Raw genomic sequence first — 24,611 nt, 5'->3', positions numbered from 1 at the left:
CTGACGGCGCGCATTGAAAAAACGAACCATCAGTCGCCGGCTTGCGGGCGGCGAATCAGCACGAATGCAGCGAAGGCCGCGACGAGCGTGACGGGAATGCTCGCGCCGATCACGACCGGCGCGCTGCGGCCGGCGGCCAGCAGCGTCGCGGCCGCGAGCGGCCCGACGACGGAACCGAGCCGGCCGACTGCCACCGCCGCGCCGACACCCGTGCCGCGCATCGCGGTCGGGTAGTAGATCGCCGCGAGCGCATACAGCACCGACTGCCCGCCGACGACGAACATCCCGGCCGCGAACGCGGCGGCCGCGAGCGACGCGAAACCGGGCGCCGCCGCGAGCGCGGCGAGCGACAGCACGATCCCCACGTACATGCCGCCGACCACGCGCGACGCGCGCATCCGGTCGAGTGCCGCACCGATGCCGAGCGCGCCGAGCCCCGCGCCGACGTTGAACGCGATCTGCACGAGGCCGACGTGTGCGCGATCGAGCCCGCGCGAGGCCATCAGCGACGGCAGCCAGTTCAGCAGGAAGTACAGGACGATCAGCGTGCAGAAGTAGCTGACCCACAGCGCGACCGTCGATGTGGTGCGGCCGTCGCCGAACAGCGTGCGTGCGACGCTGGTGCGCGCGGCCGGCGTGCCGGCGACGTCGAGATACGCACGCGATTCCGGCAGGAACCACACGAGCAGCGGCACGAGCAGCAGCGGCCCCACGCCGCCGACGTAGAAGATGTGCCGCCATTCGGTGTCGCCCGCGAGCAGCACGCCGATCACCGACGCGATCACGCCGCCGAACGGGATCCCGCAGTACATCGTGGCCACCGCGCTGCTGCGCGAGCGCGGCTCGACCGCTTCGGACGACAGCGCGATCAGGTTCGGCATCGCGCCGCCGAGGCCGATGCCGGTCAGCACGCGCACGACGACGAGCATCGCGAACGTCGATACCTGCGCGGTGGCGATCGACAGCAGCCCGAACAGCACGACCGATGCGATCAGCACGCGCTTGCGGCCGATCCGGTCGGCGAGCCGCCCGCCGAGCATCGCGCCCGGCAACAGCCCGAAGGTGCCCGCGCTGAACGCGATACCCATCTGCGACACGCTCAGCCCGAATTCGCGCGCCATGCGCGGCGCGGCGACGCCGACCGACTGCAGGTCGAGTCCTTCGAGAAGTGCGATCGCGAAACACAGCGCGAGCGTGGTCGCGACCGTGGATTTTTCCGCTACGTAGGTGTTCATCGTGTCTCCAGTCCCATGTCTTGTAATCGGTCGACCATGCAACGGCCACCGCGCGCCGTCGCCGGCCAGTGGCGAAGCGGCGCGCGAGGTGTCGTCTGAACGGCCGCCTTTATCAGGCAGCCTGATTCACTGGCCGCAAGCATGCCTGCCGGTGTCGTGGCCGGCCGGTCGTTGTGCGTGCTTGTTGATGCTTACTGCTGCTTACTGCTCGCGCGTGCTGCTTACGCGTAAATCACGTCAGGATCGCGTCGCGCCGGGTCGTACAGCGCGTCGATCGTCGCCGCGCGATGCTTCTGAACGGCCGCCTGGTTCAGCGAACCCTTGTCGGTCACTTCGCCGAGGTCGAGCGACGGCGGCGTGTCGATCAGCCGGATGCGCGCGACGAACGTCGAACCGCCGCTCGCCTGCCGGTTCAGCTCGACGAGCCATTGCTCGAACACCGCGCGCACGGCCGGCGCGCGCAGCACGTCGGTCACCGAAGCATCGGCGGCGAGCCCCGCCAACGCACGGCACGCGTCGACACGCGGAAACACCAGCAGCCCGATGTCGTCGCGATTGATCCCGGTGACGACCACGTCCTGCACGTACGGCGCGCCGCTCGACACCGCGTTCGCGCGCAATGGCCCGACGCTGACGAAGGTGCCGCTGCTCAGCTTGAAATCCTCGGTCAGCCGCCCGTCGAACAGCAGCCCGAGCTCCGGCCGCGCCGGATCGGCGAACACGCCCGCATCACCGCTGCGGTAATAGCCTTCGTCGTCGAACACGTCGCGCGGATCGACGTCCGCGTGCCAGTAGCCGCGCATCACGTTCGGCCCCTTGAAACGCAGTTCGAGCTTGCCGCCGCACGGCACGAGCTTCGCGTCGCAGCCGGGCGCGGGCAGCCCGATATAGCCGGCGCGCATCAGCGGCCCCGTCGTGAACAGGCACGACGGCGACGCCTCCGTCATCCCGAGGCCGGCCATGATCCGGATCCGCTCGCCGCAATGCGCTTCGGTCACGCGGTCGAGCCGGTCCCACGCGGCCTGCGACAGGCCCGCGCCGCCGAAGAAATACAGCTTCACGCGCGAGAAGAACGTGTCGCGCAACCCGGCATCGCGTTCGAGCGCGGCCGTCAGTTCTTCCCAGCCTTTCGGCACGTTGAAGTAGATCGTCGGCGCGATCTCGCGCAGGTTGCGCACGGTTTCGTCGAAGCGGCCCGGCATCGGGCGGCCGTCGTCGATATACAGCGTGCCGCCGTTGTACAGCGCGATGCCGAGGTTGTGACTGCCGCCGAACGTGTGATTCCACGGCAACCAGTCGACCAGCACCGGCGGTTCGCGTGTCAGTTCGGGCATCGTCTGGCGCAGCATCTGCTGGTTGCTGCACAGCATCCGGTGCGTGGTCGGCACGGCCTTCGGCTGCTTCGTCGATCCGGACGTGAACAGGATCTTCGCGAGGTGATCGGGGCCGATCGCCGCGTGGATCGCGTCGATCGTGCGCGGGGGGGTGGCGAGCAGGCGCGAGAGTGGCACCGCGCGGCCTTTTCCGTCGGCGTCGACACTGGCATCGTCGTCGTGTGCGACGATCAGCGCCGCATCAGCCGGCAACACGGCGTCGAGCGCACGCGCGAACGGCGCGCGCTCGGCGACGAACACCGCACCCGGCTTCAGCACACCGAGCGTATGACGCAGCTTGCCGTAGTCGGTCGACACCAGCGAATACGCGGGCGAGATCGGCGAATACGGCACGCCGGCCAGCATCGCCGCGAACATCAACTGCAGATGCTCGAGATCGTTGCCGGACAGCACCGCGAGCGGTCGCTCGGCCGACAGCCCGAGATCGACGAGGCCCTGTCCGAGCGCGCGAGCGCGGTCGAGCATCTGCGCGTAGGTGATCTCGATCCAGCGGCCGTCGTCGCCGCGCTTCGCGGCCAGCACGCGATCGGGGTGTGCTTGCGCGCCGTTCACGAGGCAGTCGGTCAGGCGCGTCGGGTAGTCGCCGAGCGGTTCGCGCGAACGCAGGTACCACGCGCCGTTTTCCGCGCGACGAATCTCGGCCGCGCCCACGGCGACGGCCGCCGCGCGATAACGCACGCCGCCGGTATCTTGTGCGGCCTCACCCGGAGGCTTCGCTACATTCATCGTCGCCTCGCTCATATCGGGTAGTGACGCGGCGTGGTCTGCACGGTGATCCAGCGCAGCTCGGTGAATTCGGCGATCGATGCACGGCTGCCGAAGCGGCCGTAGCCGCTTGCCTTCGTGCCGCCGAACGGCATCTGCGCCTCGTCGTGCACGGTCGGGCCGTTGATGTGGCAGATCCCCGATTCGATCCGGCGCGCGACCGCCATCGCGCGCGCGACATCGCGGCTGAACACGCTCGCCGACAGCCCGAACTCGCTGTCGTTCGCGAGCGCGACCGCTTCGTCGTCACTGTCCGCGCGCAGGATCGCGACGACCGGCGCGAACGATTCCTCGCGATACAGCCGCATGTCGCGCGTCACGCCGTCGACGATCGCCGGCTGCATCGTCGCACCTTCGACGCGACAGCCGAGCGGCAAATTCGCGCCATGCGCCCGCGCATCCTCGACGAGCGCCGCCGCACGCGCGGCGGCCGCCGCGTCGACCATCGTGCCGAGCGGATGGCCGGCCAGCGGATCGCCCGCGACCAGCGTGCGCGCCTTCGCGGCGAGGCGTTCGACGAGCGCGTCTGCAATCGGCCGCGCCGCGATCACGCGCTCGGTCGACATGCAGATCTGCCCCTGGTTGAAGAATGCGCCGAACGCGATCGCGTCGACGGCCGCGTCGAGATCGGCATCATCCAGCACGAGCACGGGCGCCTTGCCGCCGAGTTCGAGCAGCACCGGTTTCAGGTGCGCCGCCGCATGGCGCGCGATGATGCGCCCGACATGCGTCGAGCCGGTGAAGTTGATGCGCTTGACGTGCGGATGCGCGATCAGCCGCTCGACGAGTTCGGGTGCGTCGGCCGCCGCGTGCGTGATCACGTTGACCACGCCCGCGCCGAGCCCCGCTTCGTCCAGCACCGCGCCGATCAGCGCATGCACGCCGGGGCACGCTTCGGATGCCTTCAGCACGACCGTGTTGCCGCACGCGAGCGGCATCGCGAGCGCGCGCGTGCCGAGGATCACCGGCGCGTTCCACGGCGCGATGCCGAGCACGACGCCGCACGGCACGCGCATCGCGAGCGCGAGATTGCCGGGCACGTCGGACGGAATCACGTCGCCGGCGATCTGCGTCGTCATCGACGCGGCCTCGCGCAGCATGTTCGCCGCAAGCGTCACGTTGAAGCCGATCCAGCCCGGCGTCGCGCCGGTTTCGGCTACGCCGGTCGCGATGAACGCGTCGATGCGCGCGTCCATCAGGTCGGCCGCCTTCAGCAGCAGCCGGCGGCGCTCGGTCGGCGCAAGCGCCGACCAGGCGGGAAACGCGCGGTGTGCGGCGTCGATCGCCGCGTCGGCGTCGGCCACGCCGGCCGCCGGCGCGCGTAACGCCAGCGCGCCCGTCGCGGGGTTGAATCGGTCGAAAGTGCGGCCGTCGCGAGCGTTGCACCACTCGCCGCCGATCAGCATCCGTCTGTCGGTCATGTCGTCTCCTGCCTTGCCTGTCTCTTGCGATTACGCCGGCGGGGACGCCGGCGGCTGCGTCGACGCTTGTGTCAGCGCTTGTAAGCCTGCAGGCCCGGCTTGATCGTCTTGTCGTCGAGGAACTGCTTCAGACCCTGCTCGCGGCCGCGCTCCGGGTCACGCAGCTGCGCCTGGTCGAGCTTCGCGTACAGGTAATCCTCGCACTGCTCCCACGTGAGTTCGCGTGAGCGCTTGAAGCCGTGTTTTGCCGCACGCAGCACGACCGGGTTCTTGTCCATCAGCCGCGCCGCAAGCGCGATCGTCGCGCCACGCAGTTCGGCCAGCGGCACGCTGTTGTTCACGAGGCCCATGTCGGCAGCTTCCACGCCGGTGAACGTGTCGCCGGTCATGATGTAGTGCAGCGCGCGGCGGTGCCCGACCGTGTCGGCCATCGCCTTGCTGACGAGGTTGCCGGGCGGGATGCCCCAGTTGATCTCCGACAGCCCGAACACGGCTTCGTCGGCCGCGATCGCGAGGTCGCACGCGACGAGCGGCGAGAACCCGCCGCCGAAGCACCAGCCGTTCACCATTGCGATCGTCGGCTTGTTGTACATCCGCAGGCGACGCCATTGCCATTCCGATGCGTCGCGGCGCACTTTTTCCTGCAGTGCGTCGGAGCCGCCGTCGATCTCGCGGAAGTACTCCTTCAGATCCATGCCGGCCGTCCACGCGGCGCCCGCGCCGGTCAGCACCAGCACCTTCGCCTCGTCGTCGAACTCGACTGCGTCGAGGACTTCCAGCATCTCCCGGTTCAGCGTCGGGCTCATTGCGTTGCGCTTCTCGGGGCGATTCAACGTCACCCACGCGATGCCAGCCTCCACGTTCACTTCAACGGTCTGCCAGCGGTTGTCGTACTTGCTCATGTCGGTTCCTGTCGTTCGTTTCCAGTGCGATTCGGTGCGCAGCATCCCTGCTGCGGACGGCTTCATTTAATATCAGGCTACCTGATATTGCAAGCGGCACGAGCGCCGGTGTAAACCCGGAGCGGAAAGCGGCAGGAGGCGACGGAATCGGGGAACGGTCAGGCGACCGGCAACGCGAACGCGGCCCGCACGGGCCGGCGCGATGAAGGTTCGGAAGGGGGTCAGCCGCGCAGGTTGCGCGAGAACAGTTCGAGCGCGCGCTGCACGTCCGCGGCCGTGTCCGCGGAGACGTCGCCGAGCATGCGCGTCTCGAGCGGGCGCAGGACTGCTTCGCATTCACGCAGCATCGCCGCGCCTTCGTCGGTCAGCGTCAGCAGGATGATGCGGCCGTGCGACGGGTCGGCTTCGCGCGTGACGAAGCCGCGGGCGGCCATCACGCTCATCACTTCGTTCGCCGATTGCGGCGTGATCCACGAGCGCTCGGCCAGTTGCGCGTTCGACGATGCGCCGCGCGCCTCGAGCACCGACAGCGCCGTGTATTGCGCGAGCGTGATGCCAAGCGGGGCGAGCGCGTCGGTCATGTGGCGACGCAGCAGCCGGTCGAGACCGCCGATCACGTAGGTCAGGCGCTGCTGCACGCGCGCCTTCGGCTTGTCGCCCGTCGCGCGGGCGGCGTTCTTCGCGGCGTTCTTCGGATTCGCGGTTTTGGTCGGTGCGGAACTCATGGTGCGGGCGGGATGGAATTGCGGGCCATCTTACCAGTACGTCAACCGCTCAGTTTCCTGTGAGCATGCGTTATGCGCGGTAGCCCCACGCACGCTCGAGACGTGTTCAAAGAAGGTCGTCCAGATTAATATCAATCTCGATCCCTTGCTCGATAAGTGCGGCAATCGGTGTGTAAATATCGGTATCGATAGTGTCTGCAACCCGAAGTGATATGACGAGGCCGTATCTGGCCTTCTGTTTCCATTGCTTCAGTTGCTCCCAATCTTTCCACCATCCCCCAACCGCAAAGACCGCCACATGCGATTTCGAAGCAAGCTGCGCCGCAGTTCCAGTCCAGACATCCGAATGCAATGAGCCCCGCGAGCGAAGTTGATGACCATACAACCACTGACTGGAATCCGGGTCAGTGAATCCTGCCTCGCCCTCCATCCGCTCAACCTTGTTGATCCGCTTGCGGAATTCGCTAGCGTCTTCTGTAGCAGCCTTTACTGCAAATCGTAACGCGTGCGACTGGTACCGAAACTTGCTTTGCCAGCCGCGCGAACTCGGGTTCGGTTCGACAAAGTACGATAGCGTGATGCGCAATTCAACTTGAGTTTCGCCAAGCGCGCGAAGCTCACTCGCCGGCCACGGCAGTTCGTGCAACTGCATGTCACCGAGTGTGATGGACTTATCGCCTCGCACGTATGGGTTAAATTCCCGCTGGATAACAAGCGTCGGGCGGTGGATTGTCGAGAACTCGGATTGATCAAGGCTAACCATTCCGTAGCCGAACGTGCGTAGCAGTTGCTCCTTGTCCTCCTTCTTTAGATTCACCGGCAAAGTTGCGCGCATGGCAGGTGTGTACCTGGCGCCGTGGACGACAAGCGCACGAATGGTTTCGGGCCAGTAGGCCGGATAGCGGGCACGCAAATGAGCGCAAATTCTTGCAACCTCTGCCGTGGCACCGCTTGTGTCACCTGACGTGATGAACGGCTCATCAAGAGGCGTGTTCGATGTGGTCAAGACCCGCAAAGATTCCGGTCCGATATCGACCATGCCGAGACTGTCGAACGAGCCATTACCTCCCTCTGCAACGACGTCAGGCTTGAATGGCCAAGCAGAACCGGCCCAAATCATCGACGTAGTGGACGACGGCGAAAGGAGGCCACGTTCGGCAATTACCGTGTGCCCATTGTGCTTCTTGGTATCGATCTCAACAAGATCGGTACATGCTCCAACAGTCAAGGCGTTCCAAGCCTGCGCAGGATTCTGAACCGGGCTTTTAGCATTCACGTTCGGATACTCAGCCCACTCCGGCCAATCTACGTTGCCTGCGGAGAGAACAAAGAGTCGCGGGACGCGTGGACTTTCCTCAACTTTTCCTTTGGCTTTAAATATCGCCTTCAGCGCCGGCACGTCTAATACCGCACGACCGAAAGCTAACTGGTCGATGGTCGCGGACCATTCAGATGGATTGCCCTCAACGTGACCCACGGAGGTTGTCATCATCGCGAACACCCGAGTGCGATTGGCATTTGCGACTTCGACGCGGCTAACGGAGTCAAGGGTGACAGCGCCCCAAAGCTTTGGTGAGTTCTCTCCGTCAGGTGGGAGAATCTTTACCGACTCAAGCCGATGCGGTAGCGTCACGTGCTCTGTCGAATTGAGAACTGCTGACAAGTTGCCGTAGAGCGCAATACCCGCCATCTCGCTACCGTGACTGTCAGCGTCGTGCTTCGGCCAATTTGGATGGTACGTATGCATATCCTGCGTGTAGAGCGCATGTTCAAGCAGCGGATGCCCATTGTTCACCCCCGTATCCAGAATGCATACATGGGGAGCGTCATCGTCGCCGACCGTCGTGCGTTCGACCAGGTCGAGAATCCAGTCGGCTTGTTCGCTAGGAGTGAGTTCCCCGATGAAGAACTCAGCATTCGGCTCAACGAACCGTATTTCTGCGATCAGATCGAGAAGTTCAACTGCCTTTTGGAAGGCAAGCCGATTTCCATAAGCGGCGACGACAAGGCGTCCGAGAAACTGAACATATCCTTTCGAAACGTCAATTCCTACCTTCGCCGCTTCTGCTCTGAAGTCCGAGACCACAGCGTCGGCTTTCCCAGCAGAGTGTCGTAACCAGACTTGGAACCAGTGATTCTCGTCATCTTCGGGCGGACTCGACACGTCAGTCCAGAGTTCAGAAAATGCAGCACGTCGGATGTTTTCAATCGCATTGACTAGAGATGCATTCTTTGGCTTGCCGCTTTTCTTATTGTTCTCGTGAATATATTCAGTAATACGCTTAACAAATGCTGAAAGCTTCCCATCCGGCACGTGCAACACGACAACGTCATGGTCGTCATGAGAGATCACGGCTGAAAGCTGGATACCATCCTTTGCCCATTCAACCGTGCCGTAGTCAAAAGCGTTGCGTGGCTTGACTTCAATGGCGATGCGAATCCCTCGGCGCAGTGGGAGGCCAAGTTGCTCCCGCAAATCTTCCAATTCTTCTATTTCGCCACCGAGCTCCTCTATTTGCTTCAGCAGGCGAGCTCCATGCGCCCCTCGATCTGCCCGCTGCGGAGCAGGCTCTCGAATGACGTTCAAAGGAGAGCGAAATTTAACCCCGGTCACATATCCGTCGACGGACAAGTGACTTTTCAGTTCATCTGCCATTCTCTCTAAGCTCTCGGTTTAGTTCTATTAGCTAAAGAGTCTACAGTAAACTTTACCGAATCTTACGCTCGAAAATTGCGACCCTGAGTACGTTCTTCCAGATGGCGAGCGACGCTTTCGTGGCTGACAATCCTCTGACCTTCCATCACGGCATCTTTGAGTGCATCGACGCACGCCTTGACGATGTCAGCATGAGATTCACCGTGACCAATTTGAGCTAGGCGAGGGAAATCAATTTTAGACGTCACGAACGTGCCGAGGCTATTCTTGAGCAGCGCTTCAATCTGTTGCTCGTCTGGGGCATCGTACTGGATGACGTCATCGAAACGGCGAAACAGCGCCGCATCAAGATCCTTCCCGTGATTGGTTGCCGCAATCAACAAACTGTCGGACGTGTCTTGTTCAATGAGCTGCAGGAACATGTTTAGCGTACGACGCATTTCAGCAACGTCGTGTTGACTGCCACGCTGTAAGCCCAACGAATCGAACTCGTCAAAGAAGTACACTCCGCGCGTCGACTTCAGTGCCTCAAACACGAGACGCAGCTTGGATGCACTCTCACCCATGAATTTCGTTATGAGGCTGTCGAACCGCGCAGTGAACAGCGGCAAGCGAAGTTCCCCCGCAAGCGCAGCCGCAGTCATGGTCTTGCCCGTACCGGGCGGCCCGACAAGAAGAAGCTTCCTACGCGGGCTCAATCCATGGAGACGCAATTGTCCGTGATGACGCTGCTCGCGCAGGACTCTGTCGAGTTTCCTCCGGACTGTCTCGGAAAGAACCATCTGCTGAAGATGCTCCTGCGGGTACTGCGCCGTCAGCAGTTCTGACAGTTCGCTCTTCGGTTGGGCGAGAGGAGTCGGGCGCGCCGAAGTCTTGACTCGCGACGTCGTCTGCTCGCCGGTCTTACCAGCCTTTGCTGTGTCTACAAGGTCACGCAGTTCCGCAGCCAGCTTGGTGTGTCCCCGATGAGCCTCATCGGCGGCCATTTGCATGGCAACCGCGAAGAAATGTTCATGATTGTCACCAGCATATGCGCGGAGTAAAGCCTTAACCTGGTCGGAGCGAGCCATCGGGAACCTCTAAATATCTAGATGCGAAGTATAGGACCTCACGCCTTCCTGTTGATGCTACTATAGCAACTCAATGTAATTACAGCATCAACCCACATGCAACTTCCGCAAAGCCAGGGTGAGCTTATCCGTTGGGCGCGCGGCGAAAGGACGCAGGCCGAGTTTGCGGCCGCCCACGGAATCGACAAGTCGTGTCTATCGCGTTATGAAGCGGAGAAACTTGGCGCCCCCACCAAACTCATCAACTATTGCCTGGGGGAGTTGGCTTCGGCCGCATTGACCGAAACTCAGGGACATGACGACTTGAGTGGCGCTCTCGAGAATGCAAAAAGAACCGTGGCACTACTTGAGCGCTTGGCAGCCATCAGCGGATAGTGACAATACTGTATATATATACAGTATTTGATTGGAATTCAAGTTCGATCGAAAAGCCGGATCAATTCCCACCCGCAAACCGCGCCGTCGTCATCCCCGCATGCCGCGTCTGCGCGACGAACACGCCGCCCGCATGCGGGTCGTCGACCAGCGCATCGTCGCTCAACCCGACGCGTGCGCTCGTCACGTACAGGCGGCCCTCACCGTCGAGCGCCGTGCAACTCGGCTGCGCAGTCGGTACGGCCACGCGATCCGTCTCGACACCGTCCGGCCCGTAGCGCACCACCCGCCTGCCACCCCACTGTGCATTCCACAGGCCGCCGTCGCGATCGACGATCGAGCCGTCCGGATCGCCGTTCGCATCGGTCAGCCGCGCAAACGACCGCACGTTCGCGACATCGCCGCCCGCACGGTAATCGCACACAAAAATCTCGCGCACCAGCGAATCGCAGAAATACATCTTCGTGCCATCCGGCGAGAACCCGATGCTGTTCGCAATCGCGGCCGCAGGCAACGCGAGCCGCTCCAGCGTGAGATCGGCATTGAGCCGGTAGAACCCGCCGACCGCTTTCGGCGGCTCGGCGCCTTCGTCCTTCATCCCGAACACGAACGCGCCGAACGGATCGCAGCGCCCGTCGTTCAGCCGCGTCGGCAGATCGGGCTCGACGTCGACGATCCGCGTGAACGCGCCGCTGCGCAGATTGAAGAACGCGAGATGCGTCGCGAGCCCGACGAGCAGGACGTCCGGGTCGTCGGTCAGCGCGAAGCACGCGAGTCGTTCGGGCATCGCCCACGGGGTAAGGTCCGAACCGTCCGCGCGGCAGCGCCACAGTTGCGCGCCTTCGATGTCCACCCAATACAGCGCGTGCGTCCTGTCGCACCACGTCGCACCTTCGCCGAGCGTGTTGCGGGTGTCCGCCAGCAGCGTCGCCTGCCCGGCCGGATGAATCTGTTGCATGCCGTCTCCCGATATCTGTCGCTTATGCAGGCGGCCGCGCGTTCGCCAGGGATCAGATCTTCATCGCGCGCCGCTGGTTGCGACGATACTGGTCGAACAGCACCGCGAGCAACAGAATTCCGCCGCGTATCAGATATTGGTAAAACGTCGGCACGTTCAGCAGGCTCATCGCGTCCTGGACGGAGCCCATGATCAGCACGCCGACCAGCACGCCGGAGATCGTCGCGACGCCGCCCGTCAGCGACACGCCGCCCAGCACGCACGCGGAAATCACGCCGAGCTCGAGCCCGACCGACGTCTTCGGGTCACCCAGGCTCATCCGCGACGCGAGCATTACGCCGGCAAAACCCGTCACGAGCCCCTGCAGCACGAACACGGTGATCTTGATGCGCATCACCGGCAGCCCCGCGAGCAGCGCGGCCTCGCCGTTGCCGCCCACCGCGAGCACGTTCTTGCCGAACACCGTCTTGCGCAGCAAGAAGCCGAACACGACGAAGCCGACGATGTTGCTCCAGATCGGATACGAGATGCCGAGGAACGAGCCGCCGCCGAGATCGAAGAAGCGTTCCTCGGAGATCATCACCGCGTCGCCGTTCGACGTGATGAACGCGAGCCCGCGCACGACTTCCATCATCGCGAGCGTGACGATCAGCGAGTTGATCCGCCAGCGCGCGATCAGCACGCCGTTGACGAGCCCGACCGCGCCGCCCGCGAGCACGCCGCCCGCGATGCCGAGCACGACGCTGTGCGTCGCGGTGATCAGCGTCGACGCGACGACGCCCGAGAACGCGACGATCGACGCGACCGACAGGTCGACCTCGCCGAGCGCGAGCACGAACATCATCGTCACCGCGATCGAGCCGATCAGCGTGACCGACAGCAGCAGGCCCTGGATGTTGCGCGGCGTAAGGAAGTCCGGCACGGTCAGCGACAGCGTCGCGAACAGCACGAGAAACACCATCACGATGCCGGAGCGGTTGATCAGCTGCCACACGCCGCCGCGCGCTCGCGCAGGTACGACGGCGGCATCGGGGGACGGGGAAGTGCGTTGGGGTTGCATTGCCTGGCTCATGTCGTTTGCATCCGGTTGATCGTTGCGGGGCGCTAGCGCGGCAGCGCGAGCTTGATCAGCGCGTCGGGCGTCGCCTGCGCCTTCGCGACCTCGCCCGCGATCCGTCCTTGCTTCATCACGATGATCCGGTCCGACACGCCGATCACCTCGGCCAGGTCGCTCGACACGAGGATCACCGTGCGGCCCGCTTCCGCGAGTTCGTAGAACAGGTTGTAGATTTCCGCGCGCGCGCCGACGTCGATGCCGCGCGTCGGCTCGTCCATCAGGAACACGTCGATGCGCTCGGCCAGCCAGCGCGCGAGCACGACCTTCTGCTGATTGCCGCCGGACAGCGCGCCGATCGGCGTGTCGCCGTCGCGGGTCTTGATCGCGAGCCGCTCGATGTAGCGCTGTGCGAGTTCGCGTTCGCGCCGCCCGTCGAGCAGCACCCGCGCCGGGCTGAAATGCCGGCGCGCGCTGATGTTCAGGTTGTCGGCCACCGACGCGATCGCGACGATGCCCTCCTGCTTGCGGTCTTCCGGGCACAGCGCGAGACCGGCGCGCACCGCGTCGCGCGGGCTCCCGAACGCCACCCGCTTCCCGTTCAGCTCGACGTGCCCCGCGCTCGGGCGCGCGGCACCGTACAGCAGCTTCATCAGCTCCGAGCGGCCCGCGCCGACGAGCCCGAAGAAGCCGACGATCTCGCCGCGCCGCGCGGTGAACGACACGGGCTCGGACAACCCGGGCCCCGCCAGCCCTTTCGCCTCGATCAGCACGTCGCCAGCCGTGCGCGGCCGGTAGCCGTACACGTCCTCGATCGAGCGGCCGACCATGCAGCCGATCAGCCGGTCGCGGTCGAGATCGGTCACGGAATCGAACGTGTCGATGCGGCGGCCGTCGCGGAACACCGTCACGCGGTCGCACAGTTCGTACACTTCCTCCATCCGGTGCGTGACGTAGATGATCGCGCGGCCTTCCGCACGCAGCGCGCGGATGATCCGGAACAGTTGCGTGGTTTCGCGCGCGGACAGCGAACTCGTCGGCTCGTCGAACGCGATCACGCGCGCGTCGCGCATCAGCGCCTTGCCGATCTCGATCATCTGGCGCTGGCCGATCGACAGGTACTTCACCGGAATGCCCGGATCGATGTGCTCGCCGAGCCGCTCCAGCGCATCGAGCGCGCGCGCGGCGAGCGTGCGTTCGTCGACCACGCCGAGCCGGCTCGGCAGTTGCCCGAGCATCAGGTTTTCGGCGACCGTCAGCTCGGGCACCAGATGCAGCTCCTGGTAGATGATCGCGATGCCGGCCTCCAGCGCCGCGCGCGTCGACGCGAAGCGCTGCACCGTGCCATTCAGCGTCAGCGTGCCGGCCTGCGGCTGGTTCACGCCGGACAGCACCTTCAGCAGCGTCGACTTCCCCGCGCCGTTCTCGCCCATCAGCCCGTGCACTTCGCCCGCGCGCACCGACAGCGACACGGCGTCGAGCGCGCGCACGCCCGGGAACGTCACCGTGATGCCGTCGAGCGCGAGCAGCGGGCCGCCCGGCGGCGACGCGCCGGCATCGCCGCCGGTGTCGCGATCATTGCCGGATACGGCCGTCATCGTCTGCGTCGTCATCGCGTTCTCGCCTCGTGCGCTCAGATGCCGAGCTCGGCGCGCACGGCCTGCCAGTTCGCACGCGTCATCAGCTTGCCGCTCGTCTGCGTGTCGGCCGGCGGCGTCTTGCCGCCGCGAATCCATTCGACGAGATTCTGCGTGCTGTCCTTGCCGTGGTTCGTCGAGCTGACCGCGATCGTCCCGTAGAAGCCGGTCGGCTCCTTCTTCTGGAATTCGGCAAACGCCTCGCCCGCGCCGTTGATGCCCACGCCGATCACGTCGGCCGCCGGGATGTGCAGCTGCTCGGTCGCGCGCACCGCGCCGAGCACGGTTTCCTCGTTCAGCGCGTAGACCACCCACTTCTTCACGTTCGGATGGCGCGCGAGCACCGGCGCGGCCGCGCTGAAGCCGCCTTCGTCGTCGGTCGTCTTCTGCGGCGCGTCGAAGATGTTCTCCTTGCGGAAACCGCTCGCGAGCAGCGCCTGCGTCGCGCCGTCGGTGCGCAGTTTCGCGGTCGGCAGCTCGTAGTTCGTGATCCGCAGCGCGCCGACTTCCTCGGGCTTCCAGCCGCGCCGCTTCATCTCGTCGGCAATGGCCTGGCCGACCTGGTTGCCGATCTTGGTCGCCGACATCCCGAGGTGCGGCACGTTCGGCAGCGGCTTGCCGGTCGAATCGACGAGCTGGTCGTCGACGGTCACGAACTTCATGTTGTAGCGCTTCGCACGCGCGGCGATCGCCGGGCCGAGGCGCACGTCCGGCGCGCAGATCACGAAACCCTGCGCGCCCTGCGAACCGAGGTTGTCGATCGCGGCCAGCACCTTCTCGCCGTCGGGCGTGCCGATCTTCACGACCGAGAAATTCTCCTTCTGGCCGAGCGCGGACGCCGCGTTCTGCTCGTTGATGAACCACGCCTGCTCGGGCATCTTCACCAGGAAGCCGATCTTCAGCGGCGCGTCGGCGCGCGCGGCACCCTGCATGCCGAGCGGCGCGATGCACAGTGCGGCCAGCAGCGCGCGCAGGGTATGGCGGCGAATCGTGTGAGTCGTGCGGTTCATGCGGTGTCTCCTTGATATCGGCTTGTGCCGTAATGATTCGTCGTGTGCGATCGCGCCGGGGCGCGCCCGCGTGATCAGCGGCCGAACGCGTCGGCCTGCACGCGCCGGCCGAACAGGAACGCATCGGCGACGAGCCGCAGCGGCCGCACGTCGACGTCGCTTTCGCCACGCGCGATCAGCGCATGGAAGTGCGCATACAGCGCCGGATACTCGCGTTCGGGCCCGAGCTCGACCGGCTCGCCCGCGATCGACAACTGCGCGCCGCCGCGGCTGATCGCGAGCACGCCGTCGGCCGTGTCGACCGCGATCTCCCATTGCTCGACCGGGCCGTGCCGCCAGTCGAATTCCGCGCGCACCGGCACGCCGTCGGTATCCGCGCAATCGAGCTCAGCGGCGATCGGCGTCTGCACGTCGCTCGGCACGATGAGCGTCGCCTCGCGCAGCACGAGCTCGCGCGGCAGGATGCGCGTGACGATCGACAGTGCGTTGATGCCCGGGTCGAACACGCCGAGGCCGCCCGGCTCCCAGATCCATTGCTGCCCCGGATGCCAGCGCCGCACATCCTCCTTCCAGCGCACCTGCACCGCGCGGATCGCGCGCGTCGCGAGCCAGGCGCGGGCCGGCTCCACCGCACTCGCGCAGCGCGAATGCCAGGTCGCGAACAGCGTGAGGCCGCGTTCGCGCGCGAGCGCCTCCAGCACGGCCACTTCGCCGAGCGTCGCGCCCGGCGGCTTTTCGAGCATCACGTGCTTGCCGGCTTCGAGCGCGGCGCGCGCCTGCGCATAGCGCACCTGCGGCGGCGCGCACAGCGACACGGCATCGAGCTCGCGCTCGGCGGCCAGCAGCGCGCGCAGGTCGCGATAGTTGCGCACGCCGGCGACTTCCGCGTGACGGCTCGCGCACGCGGTCAGCCTGAAACCCGGTTCGGCGTCGATCGCCGGCAGATGCTGGTCGCGCGCAATCTTGCCGATGCCGACGACCCCCAGCGAAACCTGATCACTCATCGTGCATGCCTCCTTCGCGAATCGTTCGGTGACCGTTCAGTGCGCCCAGCGCAGCACGAGCGGGTCGAGCCGGCGCGCGATCGCGAGCAGTTCCGCGCGCGTGTCCGGATGCAGTTCCGGCATCGGGTGCCGCGGCCGCTCGCACGCGATCACGCCGCCTGCGCACATCAGCGCCTTCGCGGTGAGGATCCCGGACTGGCGGTTCTCGTGGTTGATCAGCGGCAGCCAGGTCTGGTAGCGCGTGTAGGCGTCGTCATGCCTGCCGTCGCGCCACGCTTCGAGGATCGGCCGGATGCCGTCCGGAAACCCGCCGCCCGTCATCGCGCCGGTCGCGCCTGCATGCAGGTCGGCGAGCAGCGTGATCGCCTCCTCGCCGTCCCACGGCCCTTCGATTGCATCGCCGCCGAGCCGGATCAGCTCGCGCAGCTTGTTCGCGGCGCCCGGCGTCTCGATCTTGAAGTACGCGACCTGCTCGATCTCGCGTGCCATCCGCGCGAGGAACGGGGCCGACAGCGCGGTGCCGCTCGCGGGCGCGTCCTGGACCATGATCGGAATCGCGATCGCGTCGGACACGCGCGCATAGAACTCGAAGATCTGCGCTTCGGGCACGCGGAACGTCGCGCCGTGGTACGGCGGCATCGCCATCACCATCGCTGCGCCGAGCTGCTGCGCGCGCAGGCTGCGCGCCGCGCACACCTGCGTGCTGTAATGCGACGTCGTGACGATCACCGGCACGCGGCCCGCGACGTGCTCGAGGATCGTGCGCGTGAGCACGTCGCGCTCGTCGTCGGTAATCGCGAACTGCTCGGAGAAGTTTGCGAGGATGCACAGCCCGTCCGAGCCCGCGTCGATCATGAAATCGACCGCGCGCTTCTGGCTCGCGAGGTCGAGTTCACCGGTGTCGGCAAACGTCGTCGGAACGACGGGGAAGATGCCGCGATAGCGCGGCGTGCTGCTCGATGTCATGGTTCGCGTCCTGCTTCGGCCTCGGTGACGACCGGCCGTCATGCGTTTACGGTTTCACGTTGCGCGGGCCGGGAAAGCCCGCGACCGGCTGCCGCGCAGCCGCTCAATGCGAATGGCTCGGCACTTCCGCGCCGCGCGTGCCGACCAGGAAGTCGAGGTCGCACCCCTCGTCGGCCTGCAGCACGTGATCGATGTACAGCCGCGCGTAGCCGCCCTTGCCGAGCTGGCCGGCCACGCCCGGCGCCGCGGTCGGATCGACGTCCGACAGGCGGCGCTGCAGCTCGTCATCCGTAATGTCGAGATGCAGCGTGCCGGCCTCGCAGTCGAGCTCGATCCAGTCGCCGTTGCGCACGGCCGCGAGCGGCCCGCCGGCGGCGGCTTCCGGCGCGACGTGCAGCACGACCGTGCCGTACGCGGTGCCGCTCATCCGCGCGTCGGAAATCCGCACCATGTCCTTCACGCCCTGACGCAGCAGCTTCGGCGGCAACCCCATGTTGCCGACCTCGGCCATCCCCGGATAACCGCGCGGCCCGCAGTTCTTCAGCACCATCACCGAGCTTGCGTCGACGTCGAGCGCCTCATCGTTGATCGTCGCCTTGTAGTGGTCGAGGTTCTCGAACACCACCGCGCGGCCGCGATGCTTGAGCAGCTCGGGGCTCGCCGCCGACGGCTTCAGCACCGCGCCGCGCGGCGCGAGATTGCCGCGCAGGATGCGGATGCCGCCGTCCGCGATCAGCGGCCGGTCGAGCGGGCGAATCACTTCGTCGTCGTAGTTCGGCGCTTCGCGCACGTTGTCCCACAGCGACTTGCCGTTCACCGTCAGCGCATCCGGGTTCGGCAGCAGCCCGCCCTCGCCGAGCCGGCGCAGCACCGCCGGCAGCCCGCCCGCGTAATAGAACTCTTCCATCAGGAAGCGCCCCGACGGCATCAGGTCGACGATCGTCGGCGTGTCGCGGCCGATGCGCATCCAGTCTTCCAGTTCGAGCGGCACGCCGATGCGGCCCGCGATCGCCTTCAGGTGGATCACCGCGTTGGTCGAGCCGCCGATCGCCGCGTTAGCGCGGATCGCGTTTTCGAACGCCGCGCGCGTGAGGATCTTCGACAGCACGAGCCCTTCGAGCGCCATCTCGACGATGCGGATGCCGGACATGTGCGCGAGCACGTAGCGGCGCGAATCGACGGCCGGAATCGCCGCGTTGTGCGGCAGCGCGACGCCGAGCGCCTCGGCCATGCACGCCATCGTCGACGCGGTGCCCATCGTGTTGCAGGTGCCGGCCGAACGCGACATCCCGGCCTCCGCCGACAGGAAGTGGTGAACGTCGATCTCGCCGGCCTTCAGCGCTTCGTGCAGTTGCCACACGGCGGTGCCGGAGCCGATGTTCTTGCCCTCCAGCTTGCCGTTCAGCATCGGCCCGCCCGACACGACGATCGCCGGCACGTCGCAGCTCGCCGCGCCCATCAGCAGCGCGGGCGTCGTCTTGTCACAACCGGCGAGCAGCACGACCGCGTCGATCGGGTTGCCGCGGATCGCCTCCTCGACGTCCATCGACGCGAGGTTGCGCGTGAGCATCGCCGACGGGCGCAGGTTCGATTCGCCGTTCGAGAACACCGGGAACTCGACCGGGAAGCCGCCCGCCTCGGAGATTCCGCGCTTCACGTGCTCGGCGAGCTTGCGGAAGTGCGCGTTGCACGGCGTCAGTTCGGACCACGTATTGCAGATGCCGATGATCGGCCGGCCGTCGAACTCGTGATCGGGAATGCCCTGGTTCTTCATCCAGCTCCGGTACATGAAGCCGTTCTTGTCGTTCGTGCCGAACCATTGGGTGGAGCGCAGCCTGGGTTTCGTTGCCGACATCGTCAGTCCTGTGGTGACGGGATACCGGCGCAGTCTAGGCAGAATTTTGATAACTGGCTAATGACGTTTTTGGCGATTACGATATCGATTCCGATATCGATATAAACCCGTACGATGCCCGAAGCCAGCCCGTGGGGAAACCGTGGCCGCCTGAAGACGCGCCAGCTTCTGCTGGTCGTCGCGCTCGCCGACGAAGGCAGCATTCACCGCGCGGCGGCCGCGCTGAACATGACGCAGCCGGCCGCGTCGAAGCTGCTGCGCGAACTCGAGGAATCGATCGGTGCGGTGCTGTTCGAGCGCCTGCCGCGCGGGATGCGGCCGACGCTCTACGGCGACGCGCTGATCCGCCATGCGCGCGCGGCGCTCGGCAGCCTCGACCAGGCGCACGAGGAGCTGGCCGCGCTGAAGGCCGGCCATCTCGGGCACGTGGCGGTGGGGGCGATCACGTCACCGGGCCTGCGGCTCGTGCCGCCGGCCGTCGCCGCGGTGAAGGGCACGCATGCCGGCTTGCACGTGTCGGTCGAGATCGACACCAGCAACGTGCTGCTCGAACATCTCGCACAGGAAAAAATCGACATCGTGATCGGCCGGCTCTCCGCCGAACACGACAAGCTGCGGCTGCGCTACGAGCCGCTGACCGGCGAGTCGGTGGCCGCCGTCGTGCGGCCCGGCCATCCGCTGCTCGCGCAGGCGCCGCTGTCGCTCGCGGACGTGCAGCGCGCCGCGTGGGTCGTACCGCCGGCCGGCAGCGTGCTGCGCCACCGCTTCGATCTCGTGTTCCAGCGCGCGAGCCTCGCGCCGCCGGCGAATCTCGTCGAGACGTCCGCGCTGCTGTTCATCACGCAGCTGCTCGAACAGAGCGACATGATCGCGGTGCTGGCCGAGGACGTCGCGCGTTACTACGCGCGGCACGGGATCGTCACGGTGCTGCCGCTGGAGATGGATTGCCGGATGGACGATTTCGGGATCATCACGCGCACCGACCGGCTGCATTCGCCGGCCGTCGCGATGATGGCCGATGCGATTCGCGCGGCGGCGCGGGAGGTGTATGGCGTCGCGCTGTGACGCTGACGCCGACGCTGAGTTCGCGACGTCGTGGCCGCTGCCGTTCCCGGATCGCCCAGCACGCATGCGCATCGAGTGACGCGCATGCTGCCGCCATGACGCGTTACACCCAGGGCTGCACGAGCCCTTCGGTCTGCAATGCCCGCTGGACCGACGGACGCGCGAGCACCCGCTGCAGATAGCCGCCGAGTACCGGACGCTGCCGCGCCGGCTCGGCAAAGCCGCGCGTCCAGCGGCACAGCATCAGCGCATACGGATCGAGCACCGTGTAGTGCGCACCGAGCAGCCACGGGCCGCCGCTCGTCTCCAGCTGGCGGTCGAGCTGAGCCAGCAACGCCGCGATTCTCGCCTCCGCGTGTGCCTTCACCTGCGCGGCGCCGGCCGCATTGCCCACATCGACCCAGCGCTCCGGATAGAAATACGCGATCAGTGTCGCCTGCAGCGTGTTGGTGAGCCACATGAGCCATTTGTAGAACTGCGCGCGTTCCGGCGTGCCGAGTGCGGGCGCAAGCCGCCGCTCGGGATGCGTATCGGCGAGATGCAGGCAAATGGCGGCGGCTTCGTACAGCACCAGGTCGCCGTCGATCAGCACCGGGATGAGCCCGTTCGGATTGAGCGCGAGGTAATCCGGCGACTTGTGCTGGTCGTGCGTGCGGTCGACGAATTCAAGTTCGAACGGCTTGCCGATTTCTTCCAGCACGATGTGCGGCGCCATGCTGGCATTGCTGGGGTAGTAGAAGAGCTTCATCGTCGATTTCACTCAGGCGGGTGTCGGCGTCACGCGGCGGCGAACTCGATCACCGGTTCGCAGCGGATCGGGAAGTTGACCGAGTTCGCGATATAGCACTTCGCGTGCGCGTCATGATGCAGATGTGCCGCCCGTTCGCGATCGTCGCCGGCCTGGATCGTCACGTGCGGGCGCAGCACGATTTCGGTGAAGCGGCCTTCATCTGCGCTGTCGACCATCGTGCCTTCCGCGTTGTCGACATACGCAAGCACGCGAATACCCGCTTCCGAGCACAGATGCAGGTACCAGAGCTTGTGGCACGCCGATGCCGACGCCAGCAACAGGTCTTCCGGATTCCAGCGCGCGGCGTCGCCGCGAAACGCCGCGTCGGACGAACCGGGAATATCCGGCTTGGAACCGGCCCGGATCAGATGATCGCGCCCGTACTCGCGATACCCCGACGTGCCGGTGCCGCGATTGCCCGTCCACTCTACTGCGACGCGATACGTGTGTTCGCCAGATGCCATCTCGCTCTCCATTGATGTGGGTTGCTTCGGCCGGGCCGGATGTCGTTTTGCGAAGCCCGCCTGCGCTCGCCATTTTGGCACCGGATTCTCATTTGGTATACCATTATTCCAAATTGACGGAACATGCAGGCATGGAAGCCAAACTCGATTCCACGGCGGACGCGGTCGCCGCCTCGTTGCGGGACATGATCATCAACGGCGAGCTGGAAGCCGGCGAGCGGCTCGTCGAGCGCGACCTGGCCGACCGGTTCGGCATCAGCCGGATTCCGATGCGCGAGGCGATCCAGCGCCTGGAGCGCGAAGGCTTGCTGGACATCTTCAGGAATCGCGGCGCGGTCGTGCGCATGCTGAGTGCGTCGGACGTGCAGGAAATCTACGACCTGCGCACGCTGCTCGAAGGCGACGCGATCTACCGGAGCGTGAAGCGGCTCGACGACGAGACGCTTGCGCGCGCCGAACTCGTCCATCGTTTGCTTGGCGATGCGGCCGTGCCGCGCCGGCAGGGCGAACTGAACCGCGAATTCCACTCCCTGCTGTATTCATGCTGCGGCAACGCGCGGCAGTTGAAGACGATCGCGGAGCTGCGCAGCCAGGTTGAACGGTACGAGCGCCTGCAGGCCACGCTGCTCGCGGATACGCCGTCGTTCCAGGTCGAGCACGAGGAGATCCTGCAGGCCTGCCGCGAACGCAATGCGCGTGCGGCGCGCTCGATGACGGTCGCGCATCTGGAGTCGGCTAGAAGCATCGTGATGCAGCTCGTCGAAGGCGGGTGAGGACGGCGGTGCGTTTGCCGCTCGCCGTGTGCCGTTTGCCAAGGCGGGCGCCACCCGACACCGGGTCGCAACGATCACGACAGTGACCTCAACCTACTCGCCGCCGCCACGCATCAAACCGAAGGTGTCGCGCCCCCGCCCGCCACACGCCCGGTCGTACCCCGCACCACCAGCCTCGGTAGCGACGCGGTCCGCACGCGCGATACCGCATCGCTGTCACCACCCGCCTCGCGCAGCGCATTGAGCAGTTCGACCGCGAGTCCGGCGGCCTCGGCGGTCGGGATCGCGACGGTCGTCAGCGTGGGCCGCGTGTCGCTCGCCAGGTGAATGTCGGTGATCCCGACGATCGACAGGTCATCGGGCACACGCCGGCCGCGATCGGCCGCCGCATGCATCGCGCCGATCGCCGGCAGGTCGTTGGTCGCGACCAGCGCGGTCAACCGTGGGTGCGCATCGAGCAACCACCCCGCCGCGCGCACGCCGCCTTCGATCGAATCGGGCTCGGCCGCGACGATCGACGCATCGAGCCCCGCTTCGCGCATCACGTCGACGAAGCCGTCGTAGCGCGCCGCCTGCACGCCGCTCGCCGACCCGCCGACGATCACGCCGATGCGCTCGTGGCCCAGTTCGAGCAAGTGCCGCGTCGCGATCCGCCCCGCCTCGCGGAAATCGATCGCGACGCACGGCAATCCATCGGGCGGCGCCTCCGGCCGCTCCCACAGGCACAGCACGACCGGCACGCCGCGTGCCGCCACGTCGCGCAGATCCGGCAGATGCAGGTTCGCATTGGTCACGAGAATGCCTTCGGAGACCGTGCCGGCGATCTGGTCGAGATACGCACGCCCCTGCAACGGATCTTCGTTCGTGTTGCAGACGATCAGGAACTGCCCGTTGCGCCGCACCGCGCGCTCGACCGCCAGCGCGAACTCCGGATAGAACGGGTTCGCGATGCTCGACACCATCAGCGCGACCGTCGGCGCGCGCCCTTCCGCCAGCGCCCGCGCGGCGAGATGCGGGCGATACCCGAGCGCCGCCACGGCCTCCAGCACCCGCGCCCGCGTCGCCTCGCCCACCCGGCCGCGGTCGCGCAGCACGTTCGACACGGTCGCGGCCGTCACGCCGGCGCGGCGCGCCACTTCATCCAGGGTTGCCATTTCTTGCTCACTATATGAGACGTCTATCCAGTATTTGCTTCGCTCACCGAAGCGGCGCACTATCGCCGCACACCCTGCCGCCCGACCGACGGGCGCGACTCGGCCGCGATCGCATCGCCTCTTTTTTTGATCGCGATGATTAAGCGCTTAATCACTGATGAAAGCGCATTAGAACATGGAGCGGAGACAATGGCGAGCATCTCGATGCGGCGCGTGCAGAAAGCCTATGGCGATCACGCGCCGGTCATTCGCGACGTCGATCTGGAGATCGGCGCGCACGAGTTCTGCGTGTTCCTCGGGCCGTCCGGATGCGGCAAGTCGACGTTGCTGCGGATGATCGCCGGGCTCGAGGATCTGAGCGCGGGCGAGCTGTCGATCGACGGCCGCCGCGTCGACGACGTGCCGGCCGCCGAACGCGGCGTCGCGATGGTGTTCCAGAGCTACGCGCTGTTTCCGCACATGACGGTCTACGAGAACATGGCGTTCGGACTGAAGCTCGCGCGCGTGCCGAAGGCCGAGATCGACCGGAAGGTGCGCGATGCCGCGCGCATCCTGCAGCTCGACACGCTGCTCGACCGCAAGCCGAAGGCGCTGTCGGGCGGACAACGGCAGCGCGTCGCCATCGGTCGCGCGATCGTGCGCGAACCCGGCGTGTTCCTGTTCGACGAACCGCTGTCGAATCTCGACGCCGCGCTGCGCGGCCAGACCCGCATCGAGATCGCGAAGCTGCACCGGCAGTTCGAACGCGCGAGCGTCGTCTACGTGACGCACGACCAGACCGAAGCGATGACGCTCGCCGACAAGATCGTGCTGCTGCACGCCGGCGCCGACACCGCGCAGCACGGCAGCATCGCGCAGGTCGGTGCGCCGCTCGACCTCTACCACCACCCGGCGAGCCGCTTCGTCGCGGGCTTCATCGGTTCGCCGCGCATGAACTTCCTGCCGGCCGTCGTGACCGCCTGCGACGCGCATCGCACGACCGTCACGCTCACGCCGTCCGGCGAAACCTTCGTACTGCAACGTGACGGCTCGGCGCTCGGTGCGGGCGCCACCGTGACGCTCGGCATTCGCCCCGAACACCTGACGCTCGGCGCCGCACACGACACGACGGCGCTCGCGCGCGACGTCGCGCTCGTCGAACGCCTCGGCGAACAGACCTACGTGCATCTCGACCAGCCCGGCGGCCACTCGATCATCGCGAAGGTGCCCGGCGACGCGCAGGTGCGCAGCGGCGAACGCGTGCGTGTGCATGCGCCGGCCGCGGCCTGCCATCTCTTCACCGAAGACGGCCGCGCGGTGCCCGCGCGCGCCGACGTCCACGTTCACCATTACGCATAA

General features: G+C 66.2%; 21 protein-coding genes. 4 read left to right on the top strand and 17 right to left on the bottom strand.

The window, feature by feature from the left end:
* Nucleotides 1-29: 29 nt before the first annotated feature.
* The 7 genes from mhpT to CFB45_RS30645 all read right to left on the bottom strand — a co-directional run bounded on the left by mhpT (nucleotide 30) and on the right by CFB45_RS30645 (nucleotide 10,168).
* Nucleotides 30-1,235, bottom strand: a complete 1,206-nt coding sequence (gene mhpT, locus CFB45_RS30675) for a 3-(3-hydroxy-phenyl)propionate transporter MhpT (protein ID WP_089428767.1) — start codon at nucleotides 1,233-1,235, stop codon at nucleotides 30-32.
* Between the two features lie 221 nt (nucleotides 1,236-1,456).
* Complete coding sequence (locus CFB45_RS30670) at nucleotides 1,457-3,370, bottom strand: feruloyl-CoA synthase (RefSeq protein WP_373558423.1); 1,914 nt, start codon at nucleotides 3,368-3,370, stop codon at nucleotides 1,457-1,459.
* On the bottom strand, nucleotides 3,367-4,815 hold the full coding sequence (locus tag CFB45_RS30665) for an aldehyde dehydrogenase (protein WP_089428766.1): 1,449 nt from the start codon (nucleotides 4,813-4,815) through the stop codon (nucleotides 3,367-3,369). Before CFB45_RS30665 ends, CFB45_RS30670 begins: the two co-directional genes overlap by 4 nt.
* Nucleotides 4,816-4,886: 71 nt before the next feature.
* Nucleotides 4,887-5,717 carry a p-hydroxycinnamoyl CoA hydratase/lyase gene (locus CFB45_RS30660; protein ID WP_089429207.1) on the bottom strand — a complete coding sequence of 277 codons (831 nt, stop codon included), beginning with the start codon at nucleotides 5,715-5,717 and terminating at the stop codon, nucleotides 4,887-4,889.
* A 221-nt stretch (nucleotides 5,718-5,938) separates the two neighbouring features.
* The gene (locus tag CFB45_RS30655) at nucleotides 5,939-6,442 is read right to left on the bottom strand and encodes a MarR family winged helix-turn-helix transcriptional regulator (protein WP_089428765.1); all 504 of its coding nucleotides are present in this window, start codon (nucleotides 6,440-6,442) and stop codon (nucleotides 5,939-5,941) included.
* A gap of 106 nt (nucleotides 6,443-6,548) precedes the next feature.
* On the bottom strand, nucleotides 6,549-9,098 hold the full coding sequence (locus tag CFB45_RS30650) for a S8 family peptidase (protein WP_089428764.1): 2,550 nt from the start codon (nucleotides 9,096-9,098) through the stop codon (nucleotides 6,549-6,551).
* Between the two features lie 62 nt (nucleotides 9,099-9,160).
* Entirely contained in the window at nucleotides 9,161-10,168 is a 1,008-nt protein-coding gene (locus tag CFB45_RS30645) for an AAA family ATPase (protein WP_089428763.1), read from the bottom strand.
* A 96-nt stretch (nucleotides 10,169-10,264) separates the two neighbouring features.
* On the opposite strand from CFB45_RS30645, the gene CFB45_RS30640 reads away from it, so the two are divergent.
* Nucleotides 10,265-10,543, top strand: a complete 279-nt coding sequence (locus tag CFB45_RS30640) for an XRE family transcriptional regulator (RefSeq protein WP_089428762.1) — start codon at nucleotides 10,265-10,267, stop codon at nucleotides 10,541-10,543.
* Nucleotides 10,544-10,604: 61 nt separating this feature from the next.
* Here the strand turns inward: CFB45_RS30640 and CFB45_RS30635 are convergent, their stop codons facing one another.
* The 7 genes from CFB45_RS30635 to CFB45_RS30605 all read right to left on the bottom strand — a co-directional run bounded on the left by CFB45_RS30635 (nucleotide 10,605) and on the right by CFB45_RS30605 (nucleotide 19,027).
* Nucleotides 10,605-11,501: an SMP-30/gluconolactonase/LRE family protein gene (locus CFB45_RS30635; RefSeq protein ID WP_089428761.1), complete on the bottom strand. Its 897-nt coding sequence runs from the start codon at nucleotides 11,499-11,501 to the stop codon at nucleotides 10,605-10,607.
* Nucleotides 11,502-11,553: 52 nt separating this feature from the next.
* Complete coding sequence (araH, locus tag CFB45_RS30630; RefSeq protein ID WP_089428760.1) at nucleotides 11,554-12,573, bottom strand: L-arabinose ABC transporter permease AraH; 1,020 nt, start codon at nucleotides 12,571-12,573, stop codon at nucleotides 11,554-11,556.
* A 32-nt stretch (nucleotides 12,574-12,605) separates the two neighbouring features.
* Nucleotides 12,606-14,168 carry an L-arabinose ABC transporter ATP-binding protein AraG gene (araG, locus tag CFB45_RS30625; RefSeq protein ID WP_089428759.1) on the bottom strand — a complete coding sequence of 521 codons (1,563 nt, stop codon included), beginning with the start codon at nucleotides 14,166-14,168 and terminating at the stop codon, nucleotides 12,606-12,608.
* 20 nt (nucleotides 14,169-14,188) lie between these two features.
* Nucleotides 14,189-15,202, bottom strand: coding sequence for an arabinose ABC transporter substrate-binding protein (locus CFB45_RS30620; RefSeq protein ID WP_089428758.1), 1,014 nt, complete (start codon nucleotides 15,200-15,202; stop codon nucleotides 14,189-14,191).
* Between the two features lie 74 nt (nucleotides 15,203-15,276).
* The gene (locus tag CFB45_RS30615; RefSeq protein ID WP_089428757.1) at nucleotides 15,277-16,206 is read right to left on the bottom strand and encodes a Gfo/Idh/MocA family protein; all 930 of its coding nucleotides are present in this window, start codon (nucleotides 16,204-16,206) and stop codon (nucleotides 15,277-15,279) included.
* Nucleotides 16,207-16,242: 36 nt separating this feature from the next.
* A complete protein-coding gene (locus CFB45_RS30610; RefSeq protein ID WP_089428756.1) occupies nucleotides 16,243-17,172 on the bottom strand; it encodes a dihydrodipicolinate synthase family protein in 930 nt (309 codons plus the stop codon).
* A 103-nt stretch (nucleotides 17,173-17,275) separates the two neighbouring features.
* Complete coding sequence (locus CFB45_RS30605; protein WP_089428755.1) at nucleotides 17,276-19,027, bottom strand: IlvD/Edd family dehydratase; 1,752 nt, start codon at nucleotides 19,025-19,027, stop codon at nucleotides 17,276-17,278.
* A 114-nt stretch (nucleotides 19,028-19,141) separates the two neighbouring features.
* Here CFB45_RS30605 and CFB45_RS30600 point away from each other — a divergent pair, with 114 nt between their 5' ends.
* A complete protein-coding gene (locus CFB45_RS30600; RefSeq protein WP_089428754.1) occupies nucleotides 19,142-20,092 on the top strand; it encodes a LysR substrate-binding domain-containing protein in 951 nt (316 codons plus the stop codon).
* Between the two features lie 103 nt (nucleotides 20,093-20,195).
* On the opposite strand, the gene CFB45_RS30595 is transcribed toward CFB45_RS30600, so the two are convergent.
* Nucleotides 20,196-20,840 carry a glutathione S-transferase family protein gene (locus tag CFB45_RS30595; protein ID WP_089428753.1) on the bottom strand — a complete coding sequence of 215 codons (645 nt, stop codon included), beginning with the start codon at nucleotides 20,838-20,840 and terminating at the stop codon, nucleotides 20,196-20,198.
* A gap of 29 nt (nucleotides 20,841-20,869) precedes the next feature.
* Entirely contained in the window at nucleotides 20,870-21,346 is a 477-nt protein-coding gene (locus CFB45_RS30590) for an OsmC family protein (RefSeq protein WP_089428752.1), read from the bottom strand.
* A 131-nt stretch (nucleotides 21,347-21,477) separates the two neighbouring features.
* On the opposite strand from CFB45_RS30590, the gene CFB45_RS30585 reads away from it, so the two are divergent.
* Complete coding sequence (locus tag CFB45_RS30585) at nucleotides 21,478-22,119, top strand: GntR family transcriptional regulator (protein ID WP_089428751.1); 642 nt, start codon at nucleotides 21,478-21,480, stop codon at nucleotides 22,117-22,119.
* Between the two features lie 113 nt (nucleotides 22,120-22,232).
* Here the strand turns inward: CFB45_RS30585 and CFB45_RS30580 are convergent, their stop codons facing one another.
* Nucleotides 22,233-23,273 (bottom strand): LacI family DNA-binding transcriptional regulator, encoded by a 1,041-nt coding sequence (locus tag CFB45_RS30580; protein ID WP_089428750.1) that lies wholly within the window; start codon nucleotides 23,271-23,273, stop codon nucleotides 22,233-22,235.
* Nucleotides 23,274-23,462: 189 nt separating this feature from the next.
* On the opposite strand from CFB45_RS30580, the gene CFB45_RS30575 reads away from it, so the two are divergent.
* Nucleotides 23,463-24,611 carry an ABC transporter ATP-binding protein gene (locus CFB45_RS30575; RefSeq protein ID WP_089428749.1) on the top strand — a complete coding sequence of 383 codons (1,149 nt, stop codon included), beginning with the start codon at nucleotides 23,463-23,465 and terminating at the stop codon, nucleotides 24,609-24,611.

It is taken from the genome of Burkholderia sp. HI2500 (assembly GCF_002223055.1).
Taxonomy (GTDB): Bacteria; Pseudomonadota; Gammaproteobacteria; order Burkholderiales; family Burkholderiaceae; genus Burkholderia.
The sequence above is the reverse complement of the archived record's forward strand: the minus strand, read 5'-3'. Positions and strand labels throughout refer to the sequence as shown.